Source organism: Enterobacter sp. Res13-Sevr-PEC09-46 (genome assembly GCF_015672585.1).
Taxonomy (GTDB): Bacteria; Pseudomonadota; Gammaproteobacteria; order Enterobacterales; family Enterobacteriaceae; genus Enterobacter; species Enterobacter hormaechei_C.
In genome coordinates this window covers 355,169-380,459 of sequence record NZ_JADABR010000020.1, presented here as the reverse complement: position 1 = coordinate 380,459, position 25,291 = coordinate 355,169, and the positions used below count along the sequence as shown (strand labels likewise).

25 protein-coding genes are annotated in these 25,291 nt (G+C 53.9%); 14 read left to right on the top strand and 11 right to left on the bottom strand.

What is annotated here, in order from left to right:
• The gene (gene rluB / locus IMQ56_RS15445; protein WP_003856794.1) at positions 1-876 is read left to right on the top strand and encodes a 23S rRNA pseudouridine(2605) synthase RluB; all 876 of its coding nucleotides are present in this window, start codon (positions 1-3) and stop codon (positions 874-876) included.
• A gap of 34 nt (positions 877-910) precedes the next feature.
• Here rluB and cobO read toward each other — a convergent pair whose 3' ends face one another.
• Both cobO and IMQ56_RS15435 read right to left on the bottom strand, forming a co-directional pair.
• The gene (gene cobO, locus IMQ56_RS15440) at positions 911-1,501 is read right to left on the bottom strand and encodes a cob(I)yrinic acid a,c-diamide adenosyltransferase (RefSeq protein WP_015570385.1); all 591 of its coding nucleotides are present in this window, start codon (positions 1,499-1,501) and stop codon (positions 911-913) included.
• A complete protein-coding gene (locus tag IMQ56_RS15435; protein ID WP_017384219.1) occupies positions 1,498-2,259 on the bottom strand; it encodes a YciK family oxidoreductase in 762 nt (253 codons plus the stop codon). Before IMQ56_RS15435 ends, cobO begins: the two co-directional genes overlap by 4 nt.
• Positions 2,260-2,511: 252 nt before the next feature.
• On the opposite strand from IMQ56_RS15435, the gene sohB reads away from it, so the two are divergent.
• Positions 2,512-3,558, top strand: coding sequence for a protease SohB (sohB, locus tag IMQ56_RS15430; RefSeq protein ID WP_023296716.1), 1,047 nt, complete (start codon positions 2,512-2,514; stop codon positions 3,556-3,558).
• A gap of 35 nt (positions 3,559-3,593) precedes the next feature.
• On the opposite strand, the gene IMQ56_RS15425 is transcribed toward sohB, so the two are convergent.
• Positions 3,594-3,845, bottom strand: coding sequence for a YciN family protein (locus tag IMQ56_RS15425; protein WP_003856804.1), 252 nt, complete (start codon positions 3,843-3,845; stop codon positions 3,594-3,596).
• Positions 3,846-4,243: 398 nt separating this feature from the next.
• Here IMQ56_RS15425 and topA point away from each other — a divergent pair, with 398 nt between their 5' ends.
• From topA to acnA, 6 genes are all read left to right on the top strand, one after another.
• Complete coding sequence (topA, locus tag IMQ56_RS15420; protein ID WP_015570386.1) at positions 4,244-6,841, top strand: type I DNA topoisomerase; 2,598 nt, start codon at positions 4,244-4,246, stop codon at positions 6,839-6,841.
• Between the two features lie 186 nt (positions 6,842-7,027).
• Complete coding sequence (cysB, locus tag IMQ56_RS15415) at positions 7,028-8,002, top strand: HTH-type transcriptional regulator CysB (RefSeq protein ID WP_006810844.1); 975 nt, start codon at positions 7,028-7,030, stop codon at positions 8,000-8,002.
• Between the two features lie 336 nt (positions 8,003-8,338).
• A complete protein-coding gene (locus tag IMQ56_RS15410; protein ID WP_213083754.1) occupies positions 8,339-8,479 on the top strand; it encodes a YmiA family putative membrane protein in 141 nt (46 codons plus the stop codon).
• A gap of 8 nt (positions 8,480-8,487) precedes the next feature.
• The gene (locus tag IMQ56_RS15405) at positions 8,488-8,652 is read left to right on the top strand and encodes a hypothetical protein (RefSeq protein ID WP_162183706.1); all 165 of its coding nucleotides are present in this window, start codon (positions 8,488-8,490) and stop codon (positions 8,650-8,652) included.
• A 137-nt stretch (positions 8,653-8,789) separates the two neighbouring features.
• On the top strand, positions 8,790-8,888 hold the full coding sequence (ymiC, locus tag IMQ56_RS23025) for a small membrane protein YmiC (RefSeq protein WP_032103392.1): 99 nt from the start codon (positions 8,790-8,792) through the stop codon (positions 8,886-8,888).
• 165 nt (positions 8,889-9,053) lie between these two features.
• Complete coding sequence (gene acnA, locus IMQ56_RS15400) at positions 9,054-11,729, top strand: aconitate hydratase AcnA (protein WP_017693321.1); 2,676 nt, start codon at positions 9,054-9,056, stop codon at positions 11,727-11,729.
• Positions 11,730-11,766: 37 nt separating this feature from the next.
• Here acnA and ribA read toward each other — a convergent pair whose 3' ends face one another.
• Positions 11,767-12,357 (bottom strand): GTP cyclohydrolase II, encoded by a 591-nt coding sequence (gene ribA / locus IMQ56_RS15395; RefSeq protein ID WP_003856813.1) that lies wholly within the window; start codon positions 12,355-12,357, stop codon positions 11,767-11,769.
• 197 nt (positions 12,358-12,554) lie between these two features.
• Between ribA and pgpB the strand changes: the two genes are divergently transcribed.
• The 5 genes from pgpB (at position 12,555) to yciH (ending at position 16,203) form a co-directional block, all read left to right on the top strand.
• Positions 12,555-13,322, top strand: a complete 768-nt coding sequence (gene pgpB, locus IMQ56_RS15390) for a phosphatidylglycerophosphatase B (protein WP_003856815.1) — start codon at positions 12,555-12,557, stop codon at positions 13,320-13,322.
• Between the two features lie 148 nt (positions 13,323-13,470).
• Complete coding sequence (locus IMQ56_RS15385) at positions 13,471-13,779, top strand: LapA family protein (protein ID WP_063151437.1); 309 nt, start codon at positions 13,471-13,473, stop codon at positions 13,777-13,779.
• A 6-nt stretch (positions 13,780-13,785) separates the two neighbouring features.
• Complete coding sequence (lapB, locus tag IMQ56_RS15380; protein ID WP_003856819.1) at positions 13,786-14,955, top strand: lipopolysaccharide assembly protein LapB; 1,170 nt, start codon at positions 13,786-13,788, stop codon at positions 14,953-14,955.
• A gap of 184 nt (positions 14,956-15,139) precedes the next feature.
• Entirely contained in the window at positions 15,140-15,877 is a 738-nt protein-coding gene (gene pyrF, locus IMQ56_RS15375) for an orotidine-5'-phosphate decarboxylase (protein ID WP_196063935.1), read from the top strand.
• The gene (gene yciH / locus IMQ56_RS15370; RefSeq protein ID WP_063945902.1) at positions 15,877-16,203 is read left to right on the top strand and encodes a stress response translation initiation inhibitor YciH; all 327 of its coding nucleotides are present in this window, start codon (positions 15,877-15,879) and stop codon (positions 16,201-16,203) included. The genes pyrF and yciH overlap by 1 nt, the downstream gene beginning before the upstream one ends.
• 104 nt (positions 16,204-16,307) lie before the next feature.
• Here the strand turns inward: yciH and osmB are convergent, their stop codons facing one another.
• From osmB to IMQ56_RS15355, 3 genes are all read right to left on the bottom strand, one after another.
• Positions 16,308-16,526 (bottom strand): osmotically-inducible lipoprotein OsmB, encoded by a 219-nt coding sequence (gene osmB, locus IMQ56_RS15365; protein ID WP_017384212.1) that lies wholly within the window; start codon positions 16,524-16,526, stop codon positions 16,308-16,310.
• Positions 16,527-16,788: 262 nt separating this feature from the next.
• Complete coding sequence (locus tag IMQ56_RS15360) at positions 16,789-17,541, bottom strand: DNA-binding transcriptional regulator YciT (RefSeq protein WP_017384211.1); 753 nt, start codon at positions 17,539-17,541, stop codon at positions 16,789-16,791.
• Positions 17,542-17,578: 37 nt separating this feature from the next.
• A complete protein-coding gene (locus IMQ56_RS15355) occupies positions 17,579-17,761 on the bottom strand; it encodes a hypothetical protein (protein WP_003856825.1) in 183 nt (60 codons plus the stop codon).
• 191 nt (positions 17,762-17,952) lie between these two features.
• Here IMQ56_RS15355 and IMQ56_RS15350 point away from each other — a divergent pair, with 191 nt between their 5' ends.
• Entirely contained in the window at positions 17,953-18,822 is an 870-nt protein-coding gene (locus IMQ56_RS15350) for a crotonase/enoyl-CoA hydratase family protein (RefSeq protein ID WP_017384209.1), read from the top strand.
• On the opposite strand, the gene pdeR is transcribed toward IMQ56_RS15350, so the two are convergent.
• The 4 genes from pdeR to fabI all read right to left on the bottom strand — a co-directional run bounded on the left by pdeR (position 18,819) and on the right by fabI (position 24,965).
• Positions 18,819-20,810, bottom strand: a complete 1,992-nt coding sequence (gene pdeR, locus IMQ56_RS15345; RefSeq protein WP_196064013.1) for a cyclic di-GMP phosphodiesterase — start codon at positions 20,808-20,810, stop codon at positions 18,819-18,821. The two genes, IMQ56_RS15350 and pdeR, sit on opposite strands and share 4 nt — an antisense overlap.
• A gap of 204 nt (positions 20,811-21,014) precedes the next feature.
• Complete coding sequence (locus tag IMQ56_RS15340; protein WP_196063936.1) at positions 21,015-22,949, bottom strand: exoribonuclease II; 1,935 nt, start codon at positions 22,947-22,949, stop codon at positions 21,015-21,017.
• Between the two features lie 88 nt (positions 22,950-23,037).
• Positions 23,038-24,024, bottom strand: coding sequence for an oxidoreductase (locus IMQ56_RS15335; protein WP_045338120.1), 987 nt, complete (start codon positions 24,022-24,024; stop codon positions 23,038-23,040).
• 152 nt (positions 24,025-24,176) lie between these two features.
• Positions 24,177-24,965: an enoyl-ACP reductase FabI gene (fabI, locus tag IMQ56_RS15330; protein ID WP_003856831.1), complete on the bottom strand. Its 789-nt coding sequence runs from the start codon at positions 24,963-24,965 to the stop codon at positions 24,177-24,179.
• Positions 24,966-25,291 lie beyond the last annotated feature (326 nt).

Sequence of the window (25,291 nt, the reverse complement as noted above, 5' to 3'; positions counted from 1 at the left end):
ATGAGCGAGAAGTTACAGAAAGTGCTGGCACGCGCCGGCCACGGTTCGCGCCGTGAAATCGAAGCCATTATTGAAGCAGGCCGCGTGAGTGTGGACGGTAAAATCGCCACGCTCGGTGACCGCGTTGAAATCGTACCGGGGCTGAAGATCCGCATTGACGGCCATCTTATCTCCGTGAAAGAGTCTGCTGAACAGATCTGCCGCGTACTGGCTTACTACAAGCCGGAAGGCGAACTGTGTACCCGCAACGACCCGGAAGGTCGCCCGACGGTGTTTGACCGTCTGCCAAAATTGCGTGGCGCCCGCTGGATTGCCGTAGGGCGTCTGGACGTGAACACCTGCGGCCTGCTGCTGTTCACCACCGATGGTGAACTGGCAAACCGTCTGATGCACCCGAGTCGTGAAGTGGAACGTGAATACGCCGTTCGTGTTTTCGGCCAGGTTGATGAGAACAAACTGCGCGACCTATCGCGTGGTGTTCAGCTGGAGGACGGCCCTGCGGCGTTCAAAACCATCAAGTTTACCGGTGGTGAAGGCATTAACCAGTGGTACAACGTTACCCTGACAGAGGGACGTAACCGCGAGGTGCGTCGACTGTGGGAAGCGGTCGGTGTCCAGGTGAGTCGCTTGATTCGCGTCCGCTATGGCGACATTCTGCTGCCGAAAGGCCTGCCACGTGGCGGCTATACCGAACTGGATCTGACGCAAACCAACTACCTGCGCGATCTGGTTGGCCTGACGCCAGAAACCACGTCGAAAGTGGCGGTAGAGAAAGATCGTCGTCGCATGAAGGCGAATCAAATCCGCCGTGCGGTGAAACGTCACAGCCAGGTCAGCAGCAATCGCCGCTCTGGCAGCCGTAATAACAACGGTTAATTGAAAAGCCCGGTGAATATACCGGGCTTTTTTTTCAGTAATCAATCCCAATTTGCGCTTTGATACCCGCATCGAACGCATGCTTAACCGGACGCAGCTCGCTGACGGTATCGGCCAGCTCCAGAATGTCCCGATGACACCCGCGCCCCGTGACGATCGCCGTCTGGTGTGCAGGGCGGTTCCTGAGGGCCTCCAGCACGGCTTCCAGCGGCAGGTAGTCATACGCCACCATATAGGTGATCTCATCCAGCAACACCATGTTCAGCGACGGGTCTGAAAGCATTCTTTTGGCATGCTCCCAGACGGCGAGGCAGGCTGCGGTATCGGTTTCCCGGTTCTGGGTATCCCAGGTAAAACCGGTTGCCATTACCTGAAACTCAACGCCATGCGGCTCGAGCAGATTACGCTCGCCGTTGGGCCATTCACCCTTGATAAACTGGATCACGCCCACTTTCTGCCCATGCCCGACTGCGCGGGTGGCGGTCCCAAATGCGGCGGTGGTTTTACCTTTGCCGTTGCCGGTGAACACGATTAGGATACCGCGCTCGTCCTGAGCGGCCGCCACGCGTGCATCAACCTGTTCTTTCAGACGCTGCTGGCGCTGCTGATGACGATCATCACTCATTGCGATATCCCCGGTTTGCGGCCTGGCTGGGCATCGAAGGTCATTCCGGTTTTGCGACGGCTGTCGTCACCCATCAGCCACAGGTAAAGGGGCATGATATCGGCCGGGGTTTTAAGCTTCTGCGGATCTTCTGTCGGGAAGGCGCTGGCGCGCATTTTGGTGCGCGTACCGCCTGGATTAATACAGTTAACCCGCAGGTGGCGGCTTTGGTACTCTTCGGCCAGCACCTGCATCATTCCTTCGGTGGCAAATTTTGAGACGGCGTAAGCCCCCCAGTTCGCACGCCCCTGACGCCCCACGCTGGAGGAGGTAAATACCAGCGAGCCGGAATCGGAGTTGAGTAATAAAGGAAGCAAGGCCTGGGTCAGGAAAAACGTCCCGTTGACGTTAACCTGCATCACCTGCTGCCAAATTTCCGGATCCTGTTCATCCATCGGGCGCACTTCGCCCAGTAACCCCGCGTTGTGCAGTACGCCGTCCAGACGCGGATAATGTGTGCTGATCCGCTGGGCAAGGGCCTGACATGACGCTGGCGTGCAGGTCAGCAGATCGAGCGTATACCAGGGCGTGGGGGTACCGCCGGCGTTTTCGATTTCACGGGCGACGGCCTTGAGCTTTTCTTCATTACGTCCCAGCAGAATAAGGCTCGCACCGTATTCAGAATAGGTCAGCGCCGCTTCGCGACCAATCCCGTCGCTGGCACCGGTAACCAGAATGATGCGGTTCTGTAGAAGGTTTTTTTGTGGCTGATAATGCACGGTGGCTCCTCAGGCGCATTGGGCGTGACTTGCACCTTTATTTATGACTTTTCGGCTTTATGCCCGAAACAGCGTCAGAATTCAATCAGTCTACAGGACAGAACGCTGGGAAATTAACAATTTGCAAAGATTTAAACCAGAAGCGGGGGATTTCTGAAGCCGCCTCGCAGAGGTAATGTCCAGAGCGAGACGCCTGCGCAGGGCTGTTGTACACTGGCGTGAAAGATTCGTGGTTAAATCAAGGTGGAACGCGTGGAATTACTTTCTCAGTATGGGTTGTTTTTGGCCAAAATCGCGACGGTGGTTATTGCTGTCGCGGTGATTGCCGTCCTGATTGTCAACCTGACGCAGCGTAAGCGTCAGCGTGGTGAGTTACGCATTACCCGCCTGAGCGAGCAGTATAAAGAGATGCAGGAGGAGATGTCTCTGGCGCTGCTTGACGATCATCAACAGAAGCTGTGGCTAAAAGCCCAGAAGAAAAAACATAAGCAGGACGCCAAAGCCGCGAAGGCGAAAGCTAAGCTCGCCACGCCACAGGCTGACGCAAAACCGCGCGTCTATGTGCTCGATTTTAAAGGTAGCATGGATGCGCATGAAGTCTCCTCTCTGCGTGAAGAAGTGACGGCGGTGCTGGCCGTGGCGACAGCCCAGGATCAGGTGGTGGTACGCCTTGAAAGCCCGGGCGGCGTAGTGCATGGGTATGGACTGGCGGCTTCGCAGTTACAACGTCTGCGGGATAAACAGATCCCACTCACCGTTGCGGTAGATAAGGTCGCGGCGAGTGGCGGCTATATGATGGCGTGCGTGGCGGATAAAATCGTCGCGGCACCGTTCTCCATTATCGGCTCGATTGGGGTGGTCGCGCAGATCCCTAACTTCAATCGTTTCCTGAAAAATAAAGAGATCGACATCGAACTGCATACGGCGGGTCAGTACAAACGTACGCTGACGCTGCTCGGCGAAAATACCGAAGAGGGACGGCAGAAATTCCGGGAAGATCTGAACGAAACCCACCATCTGTTCAAAGATTTCGTGCACCGCATGCGCCCAACGCTGGACATTGAGCAGGTGGCTACGGGCGAACACTGGTACGGCACGCAGGCGCAGGAGAAAGGGCTGGTGGATGAAGTGGGTACCAGCGATGACCTCCTGCTCAACCTGATGGAAGGCCGTGAGCTGGTGGGGGTGCGCTTCACCCGACGCAAGCGCCTGCTCGACCGTTTTACCAATAGCGCGGCAGAAAGCGCGGATCGCCTGCTGCTACGCTGGTTGCAGCGCGGACAAAAGCCGCTGCTGTAAAGAAAAACGCGAGGCAGATGCCTCGCGTTTTCGTTTTAATCGACCAGGTGGTACTTCTCTGAGAGGGTATGCGCCAGGTATTTAAACATGTTAAACACGGCGGTGCTTTTCGGGGTGGGTAGCCCTTGTTCATCAAGGAAGTATTCACCGCTGAACACCAGCACGCCATTACGTTGTTCCACGCCAGTCGCTTCAATTCCCGCCAGGGTGTCTTCATGGTCGCGAATGAGTTTGTTTGCTTCGATAAGCAATGAAGCTCGGTCAATGGGTTGGGTCGTATTCTGCATATTCCACTCCTTAAACAGTGACAATAGTCTACGCCTGGGTCGCTTCGGGGGCAAATTTTCCCTGTTATCCGAGGGGATAAGAAACAGGGGCTGGCTGGCGGGATTTGCTTTTGCATGCTAATAAAGTTGCGTAACGAATTTTATCAGGTACAGTGTGCGCTTTCGTCATTCTGGCAACAGAATTGCTTGACATTCGACCGGGAATTCGTCACGAATGAACTTTGATGTGAGAAAAATACCCGAAAACTCAATGACCTGGATGTCGCCATTCTGACGTTCGGTAACACATAGGGGTTGATATCCCCTGACGATGTCGCAATATCAATGGCTCGTCGTCAGCGGAAGGGAAATCAACGTGCGGCGTATTCCTGGAAGAATTAAATTAGGTAAAGGTGAATATGGGTAAAGCTCTCGTCATCGTTGAGTCCCCGGCAAAAGCCAAAACGATCAATAAATATCTGGGCAATGACTACGTGGTTAAGTCCAGCGTTGGTCACATTCGCGATTTGCCGACCAGTGGCTCAGCCAGCAAAAAGAGCGCAGACTCTACCTCCACCAAAGGGGCTAAAAAGCCTAAAAAGGATGAACGTAGCGCGCTTGTCAACCGCATGGGTGTTAACCCATGGCACAACTGGGATGCACATTACGAAGTGCTGCCAGGCAAAGAAAAAGTCGTTAACGAGCTGAAACAGCTTGCTGAAAAAGCAGACCACATTTATCTCGCAACCGACCTTGACCGCGAAGGGGAGGCCATTGCATGGCACCTGCGGGAAGTGATCGGGGGTGATGACAAACGCTACAGCCGTGTAGTGTTCAACGAAATTACAAAGAATGCGATTCGTCAGGCGTTTGAAAAGCCGGGTGAACTGAATATCGACCGTGTTAACGCTCAGCAGGCGCGTCGCTTTATGGACCGCGTTGTAGGCTACATGGTCTCGCCGTTACTGTGGAAAAAGGTCGCTCGCGGCCTGTCTGCGGGGCGTGTGCAGTCTGTGGCTGTTCGTCTTGTTGTTGAGCGTGAACGCGAGATCAAAGCGTTCGTCCCGGAAGAGTTCTGGGAAGTGGATGCGAATGTCACCACGCCGGGCGGCGATGCGCTGCCGTTGCAGGTGAGTCACCACAACGACAAACCGTTCCGTCCTGAGAATCGCGATCAGACTATGGCCGCGGTGGCGCTGCTGGAAAAAGCGCGTTATCAGGTTCTGGATCGTGAAGACAAACCGACCAGCAGCAAGCCTGGCGCTCCGTTTATCACGTCAACTCTCCAGCAGGCGGCAAGCACGCGTCTGGGTTACGGCGTGAAGAAAACCATGATGATGGCCCAGCGTCTGTATGAAGCGGGTTACATTACCTACATGCGTACTGACTCCACCAACCTGAGCCAGGACGCTGTTAACATGGTGCGCGGCTATATCGAGGACAACTTCGGTAAGAAATACCTGCCGGAAAGTCCTAATCAGTACGCCAGCAAAGAGAATTCTCAGGAAGCGCACGAAGCGATTCGTCCTTCTGACGTTTCCGTCTTGGCAGAATCGCTGAAAGATATGGAAGCGGACGCCCAGAAGCTGTATCAGCTGATCTGGCGCCAGTTCGTGGCCTGCCAGATGACGCCAGCGAAATACGACTCAACCACGCTGACCGTTGGTGCAGGCGACTTCCGCCTGAAAGCGCGTGGCCGTATTCTGCGCTTCGACGGCTGGACCAAAGTGATGCCTGCGCTGCGTAAAGGTGATGAAGACAGAACGCTGCCTTCAGTCAACAAAGGTGACGAGCTGTCGCTGGTTGATCTGGTCCCGGCTCAGCACTTCACCAAGCCACCTGCGCGCTTCAGCGAAGCATCGCTGGTGAAAGAGCTGGAAAAACGCGGCATCGGTCGCCCGTCCACCTATGCGTCAATCATTTCGACCATTCAGGATCGTGGATACGTTCGCGTCGAGAACCGTCGTTTCTATGCTGAAAAAATGGGTGAGATTGTCACCGACCGTCTGGAAGCGAACTTCCGCGAGTTGATGAACTATGACTTCACCGCGCAGATGGAAGACAGCCTCGATGAGGTTGCCAGCCATAAGGCAGAGTGGAAGAAAGTTCTCGACAGCTTCTTCAGCGATTTTACCAATCAGCTTGAGAAAGCCGAGAAAGATCCTGAAGAGGGCGGCATGCTGCCTAACCAGATGGTACTGACGAGCATCGACTGCCCAACCTGCGGCCGTAAAATGGGGATCCGTACCGCGACCACGGGCGTGTTCCTCGGTTGCTCTGGCTATGCGCTGTCGCCGAAAGAGCGTTGCAAAACCACCATCAACCTCGTGCCGGAGAACGAAGTTCTCAACGTGCTGGAAGGTGACGATGCGGAGACCAACGCACTGCGCGCCAAACGCCGCTGTAAGAAATGCGGCACGGCGATGGACAGCTACCTGATCGATCCCAAACGCAAATTGCACGTTTGTGGCAATAACCCGACCTGCGATGGTTATGAGATCGAAGAAGGTGAGTTCCGCATTAAGGGCTATGACGGTCCAATCGTTGAGTGTGAGAAATGTGGTTCCGAAATGCACCTGAAAATGGGACGCTTCGGTAAGTACATGGCATGCACCAACGACGACTGTAAAAACACGCGTAAGATCCTGCGTAACGGTGAAGTTGCGCCGCCAAAGGAAGATCCGGTTCCGCTTCCTGAGCTGCCGTGCGAGAAGTCAGACGCGTATTTCGTGCTGCGTGACGGCGCTGCCGGGGTATTCCTGGCGGCCAACACCTTCCCGAAATCGCGCGAAACCCGTGCGCCGCTGGTAGAAGAACTGTACCGCTTCCGCGACCGTCTGCCGGAGAAACTGCGTTACCTGGCCGATGCGCCACAGCAGGATCCGGAAGGCAACAAAACCGTGGTGCGCTTCAGCCGTAAAACGAAGCAGCAGTACGTGGCGGCAGAGAAAGAGGGCAAAGCGACCGGATGGTCAGCCTTCTTTGTCGACGGGAAATGGGTTGAAGGCAAGAAATAATCTTCCCTTACCGTAACTTACCTGTAAAAGGGCCGGACTTCCGGCCCTTTTTTATTACGTAGTTATTATTTTTTGTTCCGTACTATACAGCCTGGCTATAAATGATATAGTGGTTATAGTTAACCCGTTTCTTATTATCAAATCGTCTTAAGCGATTGACGCATGCGCTAAATCGGATGGTCTGGCATGAAATTACAGCAGCTTCGCTATATCGTTGAGGTCGTCAATCATAACCTCAATGTCTCTTCCACCGCAGAAGGTCTTTATACCTCTCAGCCCGGCATCAGTAAGCAGGTGCGTATGCTGGAGGATGAGTTAGGTATACAGATATTTGCCCGCAGCGGTAAGCACCTGACTCAGGTCACCCCGGCAGGACAGGAAATCATACGCATCGCACGGGAAGTGCTCTCCAAAGTCGACGCCATTAAATCCGTCGCCGGGGAACATACCTGGCCGGATAAAGGCTCTCTGTATATTGCCACCACGCATACACAGGCGCGTTATGCGCTTCCCGGGGTGATCAAAGGCTTCATAGAACGCTATCCCCGCGTTTCCCTGCATATGCATCAGGGCTCACCGACGCAAATCGCAGAGGCCGTGTCTAAAGGCAATGCAGACTTCGCTATCGCGACGGAAGCGCTCCATCTGTACGATGATTTGGTCATGCTCCCGTGCTACCACTGGAACCGCTCTATTGTCGTGACCCCGGATCACCCGCTGGCGGGGAAGGGCGAAGTGACAATCGAAGAACTGGCGCAATACCCGCTGGTGACCTATACGTTCGGCTTTACGGGCCGGTCTGAACTGGACACCGCGTTTAACCGCGCCGGATTAACGCCACGGATTGTCTTTACGGCGACGGATGCGGACGTCATAAAAACGTATGTGCGTCTGGGCCTGGGCGTTGGGGTTATTGCCAGCATGGCGGTGGATCCTGTCTCAGACCCGGATCTGGTGCGTCTGGATGCGCATGATATTTTCAGTCACAGCACCACCAAGATAGGTTTTCGTCGCAGCACGTTCCTGCGCAGCTATATGTATGATTTTATTCAACGCTTTGCGCCACATTTAACGCGCGATGTGGTGGATACAGCTGTGGCGTTACGCTCCAATGAAGACATCGAAGAGATGTTTAAAGACATTAAACTTCCCGCCAAATAATCACTCCCGGTATCTTTCTCTTGCGGAAAGATACCGTCATTCCGCTTTAAACCTGAATTAGAATTATCATCATCTACGCCCACTGTCATATATCGTCATAACCCATTTGATGACTATGGTTTTACTGTCGCAAATTTGCGACAAAAGTAGAAACTAATTTACAGCTGTGCAAATTATTCTTTTCAATTATTTATTTCGGGTCAAAAGATTGAATTTTCCCGGGCTCGGATACGTAAATTCACTGGCTTTTCGGCTAAAGTTTCTTTAGGATTTATCTCATCAGATGATTACTTGTGCCAATTGTTTGGTCTCTAAATGATAAGCGATATCGATTGTATGAGGTTAGCAATGCCGTCAGGAAGTGAAGAACCGCAAAGGGATCCCGCGCTTAAGCGTAAAGCCTGGCTGGCGGTCTTTCTTGGCTCTGCCCTGTTCTGGGTGGTGGTTGCTCTTCTTGTCTGGAATTACTGGGGTTGATTATGGTCATGACGGTGCGTACAGAAGCGAGAAAAGAGATGTGTCAGCTTCGTGACAATGCTCACAAAGCCCGTAAGGCGCCAGCAACCAGCGTGCCAGCTTCCTGGAAACTGACGCCGCAGCAGCAGGCCTTTATTGATGTGTTCGCGGAAGACGAACCCAAAAAACAATAATTTTGATTTTTGCGTAATGATGCAAATAGTCTGAATATAGACCGTGCACTTTTGTACTCCTTAATAAATACACATCAGCAATATAGAACGAGGGCAGACCTCGCAACCTTAAATAATTAAAGTCTGGTGTCCCTATGATGAATAACATGACAACCGTAAAATACTGGTCATGGCTCGGCGTATTCTCAGCGTCGATCCTCTTCTGGTGTCAGCTCCTCTGGCTGGCCTTGCACTAAATCGTAAAACCTCGCCACGGCGGGGTTTTTTGTTTTATCCCTCGCGTTAGACCATTCCTAAATTTATCAATTTGGGTTGTTATCAAAACGTTACGACATCTTTGTGTTATCTTTAATTACAGCCCTGATGATTGTCAGGACATCCCTGTTTTTAAGGAGGAGCTTATGTCGTTAACCCTACGCGAAGCCAGTAAGGACACATTACAGGCGGAAAATAAAACCTGGCGCTACTACAGCTTACCGCTGGCTGCCAGAACGCTTGGGGACATTTCGCGGTTACCCAAGTCGTTGAAAGTCTTACTGGAAAACCTCTTGCGCTGGCAGGATGGCGACTCGGTTACCGAGGAGGATATCCAGGCTCTGGCAGGGTGGTTGAAAAATGCTCATGCAGACAGAGAAATTGCCTATCGCCCGGCCAGGGTGCTGATGCAGGATTTCACTGGCGTGCCAGCGGTGGTGGATTTGGCAGCTATGCGTGAAGCCGTTAAGCGTCTCGGGGGCGATACAGCTAAGGTTAACCCCTTGTCCCCGGTAGACCTCGTCATTGACCACTCCGTCACCGTCGATCACTTTGGTGACGACGATGCTTTCGGCGAAAACGTCCGTCTGGAGATGGAACGTAACCATGAACGCTACGTATTTCTGAAATGGGGTCAGCAGGCTTTCAGCCGCTTCAGCGTTGTTCCACCGGGCACTGGCATTTGTCACCAGGTCAACCTGGAATATCTTGGCAAAGCCGTCTGGAGTGAATTGCAGGATAAAGAGTGGGTGGCTTACCCTGATACGCTGGTGGGCACCGATTCACACACCACCATGATTAACGGCCTTGGCGTTCTGGGCTGGGGCGTCGGTGGTATTGAAGCGGAAGCGGCCATGCTCGGCCAGCCGGTATCAATGCTCATTCCCGATGTGGTGGGCTTTAAGCTGACCGGTAAATTGTCCGAAGGCATTACCGCCACGGATCTGGTTCTGACGGTCACCCAGATGCTGCGTAAGCATGGCGTGGTGGGCAAATTCGTTGAATTTTATGGCGATGGTCTGGATTCACTGCCGCTGGCGGACCGGGCCACCATCGCCAACATGGCGCCGGAATATGGCGCGACCTGCGGCTTTTTCCCGATTGATAGCGTTACGCTGGAGTATATGCGCCTCAGTGGTCGCAGCGAGGAGCAGGTGGCTCTCGTTGAGGCCTACACCAAAGCGCAGGGCATGTGGCGTAACCCGGGTGACGAGCCGGTATTTACCAGTACGCTGGAGCTGGATATGGGCACCGTTGAGGCAAGCCTCGCAGGGCCAAAACGTCCGCAGGACCGCGTCGCCCTGAGCAACGTTCCCAAAGCCTTTGCCGCCAGCAATGAGCTGGAAGTTAACGCCGCACAAAAAGATCACCGTCCGGTGGACTATGTTCTGAACGGGCATCAGTATCAGCTCCCTGACGGCGCCGTGGTGATCGCCGCTATCACTTCCTGTACCAACACGTCCAACCCGAGTGTGTTAATGGCTGCCGGGCTGCTGGCAAAAAAAGCGGTAGAGCTGGGGCTCAAGCCACAGCCTTGGGTTAAAGCCTCCCTGGCGCCTGGTTCGAAAGTGGTATCCGATTACCTGGCACAGGCCAGACTCACGCCTTACCTCGACGAGCTGGGCTTTAACCTGGTGGGCTACGGCTGTACGACCTGCATCGGTAACTCTGGTCCACTGCCTGAACCTATTGAAATGGCGATCAAGCAGGGGGATTTGACCGTTGGCGCGGTACTTTCCGGTAACCGAAACTTTGAAGGGCGTATTCATCCGCTGGTGAAAACCAACTGGCTGGCCTCGCCGCCGCTGGTTGTAGCCTATGCGCTGGCCGGAAACATGAACATTAACCTGGCGACCGATCCGATTGGTCACGATCGCAAAAATGAACCGGTCTATCTGAAAGACATCTGGCCATCATCGCGCGAAATTGCGCGCGCGGTAGAGAAAGTTTCCACCGAGATGTTCCGCAAAGAGTATGCGGAAGTGTTCGAAGGCACAGCGGAATGGAAAGCGATCGACGTGGTGGGTTCCGATACCTATGACTGGCAGGATGATTCCACCTATATTCGCCTGTCGCCATTCTTCGACGAAATGCTGGCGGAGCCTGCACCGCTGAAAGATATTCACGGCGCGCGCATTCTGGCGATGCTGGGCGATTCCGTCACCACCGACCATATCTCCCCTGCGGGTAGCATCAAGGCGGACAGTCCGGCAGGTCGGTATCTGCAAAGTCGTGGCGTGGAACGTCGCGATTTCAACTCCTACGGTTCGCGCCGCGGTAACCACGAAGTGATGATGCGCGGGACCTTTGCCAACATCCGCATTCGCAATGAAATGGTCCCAGGCGTGGAAGGGGGTATGACGCGCCACCTGCCGGATACAGAGGTCATTTCAATTTATGACGCAGCCATGAAGTATCAGCAACAGGGTACGCCGCTGGCCGTTATTGCCGGTAAAGAGTACGGCTCCGGTTCCAGTCGCGACTGGGCGGCAAAAGGTCCGCGTCTGCTCGGGGTTCGCGTGGTGATTGCCGAATCCTTTGAACGTATCCACCGCTCAAACCTGATCGGGATGGGGATCCTGCCGCTGGAGTTCCCGCAGGGCGTAACGCGTAAAACGCTGGGTTTGACCGGGGAAGAGCAGATTGATATCAGCGGTCTGCAAAATCTGCAACCGGGTAAAACCGTTCCGGTGAAGTTAACGCGCGCAGATGGAACGACAGAAGTGCTGGATTGCCGGTGTCGTATTGATACGGCAACAGAGCTGACCTATTACCAGAACGACGGCATTTTACATTATGTGATTCGTAAGATGCTGGACTGATCAAACTCGCCCGGCACATGTGCCGGGCGTTTTGCGTTTACTCGCTCAGCAGATGCCCCATTTTGGCAGCTTTGGTATCGAGGTAGTGCGCGTTTTTCGGGTTGCGGCCGACAATCAGCGGTACGCGTTCCACAATATTGATGCCCGCTTCAGTGAGGATTTCCACTTTTTTCGGGTTATTGGTCAACAGACGCACTTCGTCCACGCCCAGCAGCTTGAACATATCCGCGCACAGGGTGAAATCGCGCTCGTCAGCAGCAAAGCCGAGCTGATGGTTCGCTTCGACGGTATCGTAGCCCTGATCCTGCAACGCGTAGGCGCGGATTTTATTCAGCAGTCCAATATTGCGACCTTCCTGACGGTGATACAGCAAAACGCCACGTCCTTCCTCTGCGATATGAGAAAGGGCGGCTTCAAGCTGAAAACCGCAGTCGCACCGCAGACTGAACAGCGCGTCACCGGTCAGACATTCTGAATGAACGCGGGACAGCACCGGCGTTTGCCCCGAAATGTCGCCGAACACCAGGGCGACGTGATCTTGCCCGGTTGCCAGTTCTTCAAAACCCACCATCAGGAAATCGCCCCATGGGGTTGGCAGTTTGGCTTCTGCCACACGTTTAAGCTGCATGTGATTCTCCAGACCAGGCTGACACGTTTCGTGCCTTTGCCCCATTATGCTTTCTGTATCGGACTATTTTGCCACAAGCCCGGCAACTTCACCTAATCACCACCACGCTTTACAAACGTTAAACGCACAATCCGACATATCCACCAGAATGATGAAATTCAGTTATGATTGTGGTGCTTAGTGAAAAAGGAGAGGACATGCTTTCAATTGCCAGACGAACGGCCGCAGGAGCTGCCGTATTGCTCGTTATACCCCTGGTCGTTTGGTTCTCCGGCTGGATGTGGCAGCCCGGACAAAACGAGACGTGGCTGAAAGCCTTATACTGGATAACCGAGACGGTCACCCAGCCGTGGGGGATTATTACGCACGTGCTGCTCTGTGGCTGGTTCCTGTGGTGCCTGCGCTTTCGCCTTCGCGCGGCGCTGGTACTGTTCGCTATTCTCGGCGGCGCCATACTTATCGGGCAAGGGGTGAAGTCGTGGGTCAAGGATCGTGTGCAGGAACCCCGTCCTTTCGTCGTCTGGCTGGAAAAAACGCATCATGTTCCGGTGGATGAGTTCTACAATTTAAAGCGTAAAGATCGCGGTGCGTTGGTAAAGGAGCAGCTTGCAGAACAGCAGGATATCCCGACCTTTTTACGCAAACACTGGCAAAAAGAGACCGGCTTTGCGTTTCCTTCCGGGCATACGATGTTTGCTGCCAGCTGGGCGCTACTTGGCGTGGGACTGCTGTGGCCGCGTCGGCGTACCCTCACGATTGCGATTTTGCTGGTCTGGGCGACAGGCGTAATGGGCAGCCGGATGCTGTTGGGGATGCACTGGCCGCGTGATTTGGTGGTGGCAACGCTGATCTCGTGGGTACTGGTGACGCTGGCGACCTGGCTTGCACAACGTTTTTGCGGACCATTGACGCCGCCGCCGGAAGAGAAGGAAGAAATAGCCGAAAGGGAGTCTGGCGGAACCTGAAGGTTGATATTCCGCATTTTGACCATAAATCCATGTAGGGCGCGTTACTTTTTCCATTTCGCGCCCGCCACTAAAATGGTAGCTTATAAGGCTGATTGCAGTGAGTTGAACACGCTTTATACGCTCGAACCACATAACGGGAAGTCATGTGAAATATTTACTCATTTTCTTACTTGTGTTGGCGATTTTTGTCATTTCAGTCACATTGGGCGCGCAAAACGATCAACAGGTAAGTTTTAACTATCTGCTGGCGCAGGGCGAGTACCGGGTGTCGAGCCTGCTGGCGGTGTTATTCGCGGCGGGTTTTATCATCGGCTGGCTTGTATGCGGCCTGTTCTGGCTTAAGGTTCGTGTTTCTCTTGTTCGCGCTGAACGTAAAATTAAACGACTTGAACATCAACTTACGCCTGCGTCTGACATTCCGGCGAGCTCTGGTGTGCCGGTAGTCAAGGAATAATCGAATATGCTGGAGTTGTTGTTTCTGCTTTTGCCTGTCGCCGCAGCCTATGGCTGGTATATGGGCCGCAGAAGCGCGCAACAAACAAAACAGGATGAAGCAAACCGACTCTCCCGTGACTACGTAGCGGGGGTGAACTTCCTGCTGAGCAATCAGCAGGACAAAGCGGTGGATCTGTTCCTCGACATGCTTAAAGAGGATACCGGCACCGTTGAGGCGCATCTCACCCTGGGAAACCTGTTCCGCTCGCGCGGAGAGGTTGACCGTGCCATTCGTATCCACCAGACCCTGATGGAAAGCGCTTCGTTGACCTATGAGCAACGGTTGCTGGCCGTGCAGCAACTTGGGCGGGATTACATGGCCGCGGGGCTTTACGATCGCGCCGAGGATATGTTCTCTCAGCTGGTGGATGAGACGGACTTCCGTATCGGTGCGCTTCAGCAGCTTCTGCAAATCTATCAGGCCACCAGCGACTGGCAAAAAGCGATTGATACCGCCGAACGCCTGGTCAAACTCGGTAAAGACAAACAACGCGTCGAAATTGCCCACTTCTATTGCGAGCTGGCTCTCCAGCAGATGGGTAGCGATGACATGGATAAAGCCATGGCATTGTTAAAGAAAGGCGCTGCGGCCGATCGCAACAGCGCGCGCATCTCGATCATGATGGGGCGGGTCTTTATGGCTAACGGTGATTACGCCAAAGCCGTGGAGAGCCTGCTTCGCGTTATCGACCAGGACAAAGAGCTGGTCAGCGAAACGCTGGAAATGCTGCAAACCTGCTATCAGCAGTTAGGTAAGCAGGACGAGTGGGTTGCGTTTCTGCGTCGCTGCGTTGAAGAAAACACCGGCGCCACAGCCGAACTGATGCTGTCAGATGTCGTCGAAGAGCACGAAGGGAGTGATACCGCCCAGGTATACATTACCCGTCAGTTGCAGCGTCATCCTACCATGCGGGTATTCCATAAGCTGATGGATTACCACCTTAATGACGCAGAAGAAGGGCGCGCTAAAGAGAGCCTGATGGTGCTGCGAGACATGGTGGGTGAACAGGTGCGCAGCAAACCGCGCTATCGCTGCCAGAAATGCGGCTTCACCGCCTATTCGCTTTACTGGCATTGCCCTTCCTGCCGGGCGTGGTCCACCATTAAGCCAATCCGAGGTCTGGACGGGCAGTGATTTTTTAAAACGCCGCATTTTAGTTACAACATACTAATGGTTGCAGTGATTTCGTCAGCACCGTGCGGTCTGGGGTTCGGCAGGAAAATCATTCGATTCTGTTCATTTACCCCGAGGGCAGGTAGAATGCACGCCGTTTATCTGTTCCGCGCCGCTGCGCGCCCATAGACGAAAAGGGCTGGTCATGACGTCTGTTACATCCTCCACTTCCCGCGTAGTTACCGATTCTCCCGTAGTTGTCGCTCTGGATTACAATAACCGTGACGCCGCACTGGCCTTTGTTGATGGCATTGATCCCCGCGATTGCCGTCTGAAAGTAGGCAAAGAGATGTTTACGCTGTTCGGACCGTCAATCGTCCGCGATCTGCACCAGCGTGGCTTCGACGTTTTCCTCGACCTGAAATTCCATGATATTCCAAATACCACTGCGCACGCCGTTGCTGCGGCGGCTGAACTGGGCGTGTGGATGGTTAACGTTCATTCATCCGGCGGGGCACGCATGATGACGGCTGCGCGCGAAGCGCTGGTGCCGTTTGGTAATGACGCTCCGCTTCTGATCGCCGTCACCGTGCTGACCAGTATGGATGAATCCGACCTGCGCGATCTGGGTGTGACGTTGTCACCTGCCGAACACGCGGAGCGTCTGGCGCGCCTCACGCAACAGAGTGGTCTCGATGGCGTGGTCTGTTCGGCTCAGGAGGCGGTTCGCTTCAAAGCTGAGCTAGGCCGCGACTTTAAACTGGTAACGCCGGGCATCCGTCCGGCAGGCACCGAGTCTGGGGATCAGCGACGCATCATGACGCCAGAGCAGGCGCTGAGCGCGGGTGTAGACTATATGGTGATTGGTCGCCCGGTGACGCAATCCGCTCATCCGGCAGAGACCCTGAAAGCGATTAATGCATCACTGAAAAAGGGGGCATAATGCGTGACGCCAACAGTCGTCTGGTCTATTCAACGGATACCGGGCGCATTGAAGAGCCAAAAGAGAAAGCTGAACGTCCAAAAGGCGATAGTATCGTGCGAATTCAGCGCCAGACCAGCGGCAGGAAAGGTAAAGGGGTTTGCCTTGTCACTGGCATTGATCTGGATGATGCAGACCTGGTAAAGCTCGCCGCTGAACTTAAAAAGAAGTGCGGATGCGGTGGGGCAGTAAAAGACGGCATTATTGAGATTCAGGGTGATAAACGGGATTTAATTAAAACGCTGCTGGAAGCCAAAGGAATGAAAGTTAAACTGGCGGGCGGCTAAAATAAATGAGCCACGGACATTGCCGTGGCTCTTTTTTTTACGTGCGTAAGTCAGACCTGAAAATACAAAATATATTATTATACCGGTGAGAGCCGTTATGGTGATTATTTGCCCACCTGGTGACCGATAACACCACCTACGGCAGCACCACCTAATGTACCCAGCGTACTACCATCCGTTAATACTGCACCACCAAGCGCACCAGCACCGGCACCAATCGCGGTATTACGGTCACGTTTAGACCAGTTAGAGCAAGCGCTCAGGGACATTGCTACAGTGATTGCCAGAACAGCGGCGGCTAATTTTTTGCTGGTAAAGGTCATAATACTTTCTCCTGAATTATCGATTCACGGAAAGGAATGCACTTTAAGTATAGACAATATCCATACTTAAATTCTGTTCCCGTGAAAGCTGGTCGCGCAGGCGTTTCATCATCACGCAGGTGATAGTCACTTCCTGTTATATCGCTAATATTAATTTTACGTGTTTAGAACGGTTTCAACAGGTAAAAACTCTTAAAGGCAGGGTCGGAATACTCTCAGAGAAAGGTTTAAGTGCGCCCATTATTCGGGCGCAGCAGGATAATCAGGCCGTTTTTTTCACAATATCGACAGTCAGGCCGTCTTGTTCTAATTGCTGGCGATATTCATCGCGCAAACGCTCATCCGTAATCACACGGCTGAAGCGTGAAGCCGGACCCATCGTATAAGGGTGTACGGCGCCAAACTTAGAGCTGTCGGTCAGCACTATCGCTTCACACTCTTTGGCGAGCACTGCGTTAACCACGTCTGAACGCATCATGTCGCGACCGGTAAAGCCGGTGTCGGGCTGCCAGCCGTCAATACCAATGAATGCTTTACTGAAGTGAACCTGCTGAACATATTGACGCGTTAATGGCCCCACCATGCTTTCGCTTTTCTTCTGGTAAATGCCGCCCAGCAGTATCACCTCGCACTGAGTTTCCTTCAACAGATGGGCGATATAGCTGCTTACGGTGATGATGGTAACGTCTTTTTGATCGGCGAGCGTGCGCGCCAGAAGAGCGTTACTGCTGCCATTTTCAATAAAGACGGTCTCACCGTTATTCACTAAGGATGCAGCAAACTCCGCCAGCTCCCGCTTGAGCGCATAATTGTTCATCATGCGGGTTTCGACGTCGTCGCTGTCCAGTGGAACGGCATATCCGTGCGCACGCCGCAGGTAGCTCTGTTTTTCCAGCAGATTCAGATCCTGACGAATGGTGACTTCAGAAACGCCGGTGGCTTTAGCGAGATCGACCACGCTTACGCGTCCCTGATCGATCACCATCTGCAAAATGATTTGTTGTCGGGAATTCATAGCATCCATTTAAAAGGCAAGGGCGGAAACGACGTGGCTACACTTCCCACGGGGCTTTAGGTTGAGTGGATTCTGGAGCGTTATCAGCGCCGTTCTCAGCCAGCAGTTCAGACTTGAGGATTTCAAGGTTACGGATAGCAGAGTGATAATCGCCTGCGACAAGAATATCCAGCACAGTATCAATACGCTGTGCCACGGCTGTTGCATCAATGTTAGACATAAGCTCACCCTGAAGCGAAAAGTTAATATTATCAATGATGCAGAAAATTGATTCAAAAGAGAAGGTAAAAAATGCAATAACCAAAGTTCATAAATGAAAGTGATAAATTTGGCCCCCGTATGCTGCGGGTTGTAGGGGTGGATTAGTCTAAAACTGCGCGCAACGCGCTTTTTTATAAGAGGAATTCGACTATGACAGTTATCAACCAGACAACCTGCACATTGTTTACTGATGCTGAACGATTCACTCAACTGGCGGCTTATTATGAGGCCGAACGGCGTACGGTGTGGATGATGTTACGTGCCACGCCACGGCCTTGCTTCAATCATGCGCTGATCGAGGAGATCATGAATCTCTCCTGGCTGGTTCGACAGTCCGGATTTGTCGTTGATTTTTGGGTCACCGGATCGCTGGTCCCCGACATCTACAATACCGGCGGTGATTTACAGTTCTTCGTTGAGTGCATCAAAAACAACCGACGCGAAGCGTTACGCGCCTATGCCCGGGCCTGTGTGGACTGCGTTCATGCCGCCTCGCGAGGGTTTGATACCGGAGCTGTCACGCTGGCTATGGTGGAAGGAAGCGCGTTAGGGGGCGGGTTTGAAGCCGCGCTGGCGCATCATTTCATTCTGGCCCAGCGCGATGCCCGATTAGGCTTTCCGGAAATCGCGTTCAATCTGTTCCCGGGCATGGGCGGCTATTCACTGGTGGCGCGTCGCGCCGGCATGAAAATGGCGGAGGCGCTGATCTACAAAGGTGAGACGCATACGGCGGAATGGTATGAGCAGTATGGTCTTGTGGATCTCTTATTCGAGCCGTTACAGAGCTATGTTTCGGTGCGGACGTTTATCGACACGCTACAGCCGAAGCTCAACGGCGTAAGGGCCATGCTGCGTGCACGTACGCGCGTGCTGCCACTTCCGCGAAGCGAGCTGATGGACATTACCGAGGATTGGGTTGATGCCGCCTTCTGCCTTGAACCGAAGGATATCGCCTACATGGAGCGGCTGGTTATGCTGCAAAATCGCCATCAGGCGACGGGCTTACGCAAAGCCAGCTAACGGACATTTCTGGCCTGATAGCGCTTTAGCCATCGCTCGAATGCGGCAGCGGGCATGGGCTTAGCAAAAAGATAACCCTGCCGTTCGTTGACGCCATTCTTCGTCAGAAAGGCGTCTTCTTTTGCACTTTCCACCCCTTCAGCAATGACCTGCAAATTTAACGCCTGCGCCACGGCGACTATCGCACGCACCAGCGACTGTGAAATAGACTGCTTATGAATGTCCCGCACGAAAGACTGGTCAAGCTTAATGGCATCGATAGGGAAGCGCGCCAGCTGCGACAGGGAAGAGTACCCCGTACCAAAGTCATCCAGGTGAATTTGCGCTCCCAGGCGGCTAAACTGCTGGATCACTGACAGGGCCAGCTCTTCATTTTCAATGAGACAGCTTTCGGTCAATTCCACGTCAATCGGGCAGTATTCAAAATTCAGGTCTTTCAGCGCCTGCTTCAGGTCGCTGAAGATGGTCTGGTCCGCCAGCTGACGGGCGGAGACGTTGACCGCGACGCGAAGGTTGATCCCCTTGTCGCGCCATTTTGCCACCTGGCGCACCACATCAAGCATAACCCAGCGGCCCAGGGGCACAATCAGCCCTGACTCCTCAGCATAGGAGATAAACTCCATCGGCGGGATCAGGCCACGCTCTGGGGACTGCCAGCGCACCAGCGCCTCCAGACTTCTGACTTCGCCGCGCCAGGTTATTTTGGGCTGGTAGTGGATTAACAGCTGATCGTTATCCAGTGCTTTACGCAGGTTGGTATCCAGCCACAGGTATTCAAATACGCGCTGGTTCATCTCTGGCGAGAAGACGCAGAATTTGCCCCGGCCATTTTCTTTGGCGGTGTACATGGCGGTGTCGGCATTACGAATGACGCTTTCGCGATCGTTACCGTGCTGGGGCGCAAGCGCGATGCCCAGCGAGCAGCCGGTGTAAACCTCTATCAGCCCGATGCGGAAAGGCTGACGAAGTCGGGTCAGTATGCGCGATGCCATGGCTTCCAGCGCGCCCTGCGAGGTATCGGTGGCTAGCACGATAAATTCATCCCCACCCAGGCGCGCCAGGGTTTGTCCTTCGTCCAGGCAGCTCAGGATCGCCAGCGCAACGGCCTGTAGCAGCTGGTCGCCAAACATATGCCCATAGGCATCGTTCACTTTTTTAAAGTTATCCAGATCGAGATAAACCACGCCTACCTGCGTGTCACCCCGAGCGGCAATGGCATCGGAGATCAGCTCATGGATGGCGTTTCGGTTAGGCAAACCGGTAATCGTATCCGTATTGGCGAGTACGCGCAGGCGCTCCTGGGCCCGACGCTCTTCGGTTATATCAGTACCTGAACAGATGAGGAAAATTTCATTTTTCCCGCTGCCGCTGTGAACAAATTTATTTCTGAAGAGAAACAGGCGCTGCCCTTTGCGGGTCTTGATCCAGCGTTCAACTTCGTACGAGCTGCCGTTACGAAAAAAACCGGTGATGTTGCGTTTGGAGGCCGCGGCTTCGCTACGGCTCATAAACAGTTTGAACACGTTTTGCCCGATAACTTCCTGTTCCTTCAGGCCCGTATATTCTTCACTTAAACGGTTGAAGCGCTGAATATTCCCGTTCTGGTCGAGGATCACAATCACGGAGTTAGCCTCGGACACTACCTGTTCGGCGAAGGAGAGCCCCTGCGCCAGGTCCCGCGCCACGGAAGGAGTATCGTTCCAGGCTGATGCCGTTCCTGCCCACTCATTTTTGTTAATTTTACGGCCGACAAGATGAACGGGGACGTCCACACCGTACAAGGGCAGGGTCATGGCAATGCTGGAGGTTATCACGGTGAGCTGGCGGATCAGCGCGGCCTGCTCATCATTCAGCGCCACCACCTGAATGATGTCAGCGCTTTCACTGGCAGCAAGATGAAGAGCATTGCTGTCTGCTGTCAGTCGCCACCAGGGGCTATGCGTACCCATGTAACGAAACAGCAAATTCTGCTCCAGATCGTCCATCACGTTTTCTCCCGCGGCTGCTGAGTAGCGCACAAATTATTCATTTGCAGTCGACAATGACGGCTCTCTTTTACTGTAGATAATTCTGGCGAAATGTGGCGATGGGAAACAGAAAAGTGTGAGAAAAAACGATGATTTTGCGGGAGATAATACAGAAGAGAACTCCCGGCCACCCCTTAACGGAACGGCCGGAAGTTTACGCGGTTATCAGGCGACAGGGCGCGCGATAATACTGCGGGTTTCCATGCGCACTTCAGCGATGGTGACATCAATCACGTCAGTGACCTTGTAAACCGTTTCGCCTTTAATTTGCACGGTCCCGTTTTCCTGGCTACAAACCAGTTCGTCGCGAACGGCATGCAGGAACGGGGCAGGAATAAAGGCAACGGCGCCATTATCCACCAGACGAACGCGCATACCGCCGCGGCTGATGTCAATGATTTCAGCCGGGAAACGGGTGTCAGTCCCTGCCTGATCATTCAGGAAGCGCGCGTATAACCAGTCGCCGACATCACGCTCCGCCATACGGTTCAGTCGGCGACGTTCTGCCATCTGCAACGTCGTATCATCCTGTGGGCGGGCAACAGATTCCCCTTTGATGATCGCTTTCAGCAGACGATGGTTAACCATATCGCCGTACTTACGGATCGGGGAGGTCCAGGTCGCGTAAGCCTCAAGGCCAAGGCCGAAGTGCGGGCCTGGCTCGGTGCTGATTTCCGCAAAGGACTGGAAGCGGCGAATACGGCTGTCAAGGAACCCTGAAGGCTGCGCGTCCAGCTCGCGGCGCAGTTTGCAGAAACCTTGCAGGGTCAGCACTTCCTCAGGATCGACGTGTACGTCATGGGTTTTCAGCAGGGCAGCCAGCGCTTCGGTGTTCGCCGGATCAAACCCGGTGTGCACGTTGTAAATGCCAAAGCCTAATTTGTCGCGCAGCACGCGGGCGGCACAAATGTTGGCGGATATCATCGCTTCTTCAACGATGCGGTTGGCAATACGGCGCGGCTCAGCGACGATATTCAGCACTTCACCTTTTTCACCCAGCACAAAACGGTAGTCCGGACGATCTTTGAAGACCAGCGCGTGAGTTTGACGCCATTCGCTGCGGCTCAGGCAGACGCGGTGCAGCAGACGAATTTGTGCGGCAATGTTGTCGGACTCGGGTTTCCAGCTGCCCGTGTTCTCCAGCCAGTCGGACACGTCGTCATAGGCCAGCTTGGCTTTGGATTCGATGGTGGCGGCGAAGAATTCAATATCTTCTTCAATGGTACCGTCAGCCGCAATGGTCATCCGACAGGCCAGCACTGGACGTACTTTGTGCGCACGCAGCGAGCAAAGATCGTCGGAGAGTTCACGCGGCAGCATCGGAATGTTAAAGCCCGGCAGGTAGTTGGTGAACGAGCGCACTTTGGCCATCTCGTCCAGCTTGCTGCCTTCGACAATCCATGCGGTAGGGTCGGCAATGGCGACGGTCAGATGCAGTTTGCCATCGGCTGTCTCTTCGGCATACAGCGCATCGTCCATATCCTCGGTGCTGGCGCTGTCGATGGTGACAAAGTGCAGCGCCGTCAGATCGCGACGTTCCAGACCTTCGTCCTGCATTTCAGTCGCTACGCCCTCAGGCGCTTCTTTTTCGAGGTTGTGGCGCGCCAGCGTCACCCACCATGGGACGAAATGGTCGTCGCCGAAGGTAATGTATTGGGTAAGCTCGGCGTAGAAACCGCGATCGCCTTTTAAAGGATGACGGCGCATCTCAGCAACCGCCCAGTCACCCTCAACAAAATCATGCTCAACGCCACGCGCGGCGCGGCACGGAATAGCATCTTTCAGGAGAGGATGGTCCGGCACGACAGAAAGACGATCGTCTTTTTTATGCACTTTCCCGACAAAGCGGGTCAGGAAAGGTTCGATCAGTGCTTCCGGCTCGGCAGACTCTCGTTCCTTTTCGGTATGAATAACGGCCGAAATGCGGTCGCCATGCATCACTTTCTTCATCTGAGGAGGCGGAATGAAGTAGCTCTTCTGCCCGTCAACTTCAAGAAAGCCAAAGCCCTTTTCCGTGGCTTTTACGACCCCTTCTGCACGCGGCGTCTGGGAATGCAGTTGCTGTTTAAGCTGCGCTAGCAGCGGGTTGTCCTGAAACATAATGTTCTATTTTCGTAGCCATTGAGCGGCTGACAGTTTTACGCGAATCTCACTGCTACAGCAAGCGCTCTTTAGGTAAAGAGTATGGTTATTCCTCTTTGCCGAGCGCCACGCGCAGACGGTCCAGCCAGCCATAAAATGCATCTCGGGTAAGCAGGTTGATGGCCTTCTCTGGCGAGAGACCTGACCCGGTCAGGGGCGTTAACTGGGCGGCGCTAAAGCGATCCGGAGAGGCGACAAGCAGCGCACGAGCGGCTGAGAGCATCGAAGACGCGGGGCCTTCACTTCGCGGATGGTTAAGCAGAATTTCGCCCGTCAGATCAAGCAGCATCGGCTCATGACACAGCACAGGAGTAAGCGCTTCAAGCGCCGGTTCCGCCTGCCAGCGTGAGAGCGCCTCAAGCTGAAGCGCACTGGCATATTTTAGCTCAACCGCGGGTAGCGTGGCGGTCCATCTGCTGAAGCTGACCGGCAGCGTATGGGGCTGAATGTGATGCCCGGGCAGCCAGCGTACCGGATGGCCAAGCAATGCCTGAAATACCGCGACCACTCGCGCCTGAAAACCGACAAAGCCGATGATCTGGTTGATGAGCACAATGTCATACGTTGTGAGTCCAACCTCATCAAGCTGGTTTTGGGCTTTATCATCGATGACATCGGGTGAGCTGGCTAACTGGCGGGCATACTGGGTAATTTCTGCAAGGCGTCGATTGCTTTCCCGGGAGGAGTCCGGCCCCGGAAGAGGGGCGAGCAGAGCAGCGTAGTGGTTACAGAGCCGCTGAACGCCACACGCCTGGGCAACCGTTAATGCCGTGCTCAGCCTGTCGTAGGCGCTGAGCGTATGCAGACGGTTCACGGGAGTATCAAGTGGGAACAAAAGATGACAGAGGGTTCGGGCAGGCGTAAGCCAACAAGCACAGCTTGCGAGAATGTCATCGGGCAGGGCTAGATCGAGCAAAAAACGGTCGTCGACGTTAGCGGCTTCGGGCACCAGCGGCAGAACGTCCGTCTGCGAATGATTCGACTGGGTTTCATGATACCAGTGGCCTTTGCCGGAAAAACGGCGTTGTTCCATGGGCGTTCCTTGATCTCAAAATGGCGATCAATATCCTGGCGTAAGGCGGATGAGGGGAAAAATATTGTTAGGTGATAACAAATAGCTGAACGGAATAACGAGGGGCGGGGCGGGAGGAAACTCTCTTCCCTGGCGGGAAGAGAGTGACAAGCTTATTTGATTTCCAGCTCGTTCATTGCAGCGATGTTGAAGCCGCCGTCAACGTGAACCACTTCGCCGGAGATACCTGCGGAAAGGTCAGAGCACAGGAATGCCGCAGAGTTACCCACATCTTCGATAGTAACGGTACGACGAATCGGGGTAACCGCTTCGCAGTGTGCCAGCATTTTACGGAAATCTTTGATACCGGAAGCGGCCAGGGTACGGATTGGACCCGCAGAAATAGCGTTAACACGCACGCCTTCAGGACCCATCGCGTTCGCCATGTAGCGCACGTTGGCTTCCAGAGACGCTTTCGCCAGACCCATAACGTTGTAGTTAGGGATAGCACGTTCTGCGCCGAGGTAGGACAGAGTCAGCAGGGCTGCGCCCGGGTTCAGCATCGCGCGGCAGGATTTTGCCATTGCAACGAAGCTGTAGGAGCTGATGTCGTGGGCGATTTTGAAGCCATCACGGGTAACCGCGTTCACGTAGTCGCCGTCCAGCTGGTCGCCAGGAGCGAAGCCGATGGAGTGAACAAAACCGTCGAATTTCGGCCATGCTTTTGCCAGTTCAGCAAACATGCCATCAATGCTTTCGTCTTGTGCAACGTCACATTCCAGAACAATGCTGGAACCCAGCTGCGCGGCAAATTCTTCAACACGGCCTTTCAGCTTGTCGTTCTGGTAGGTGAACGCCAGCTCAGCGCCTTCGCGATGCATTGCCTGTGCGATGCCGTATGCGATGGACAGTTTGCTGGCAACGCCAGTCACCAGAATGCGCTTACCGGAAAGAAAACCCATAGCTTTAATCCTTATATTCATTGCTTATTTTGCCTTGTAATTCATAGCGTTACAGGCAGTATTTCAAAATCATTCGAAATTAGCTCGAAATTATAGCCCACTCACAGCCCCATGTGTCACGATATTTCTCGCTCCTGCGCCGTGAATGGGCTCACGGAAGAGGTTGAACTGGCTCTTCATCAGGCTGTTTCGTGTGTATTTCAGCAGTATATCACCGCACGCGGGGTTCGCCTCATCCAACCAGCGGGCACCGTGACGCCGCCCTCATGCTGATGTGTCCAGCGCCTTTTGCGCAAAATGATCCGTTAAGCCCTTTAAACGCTTTA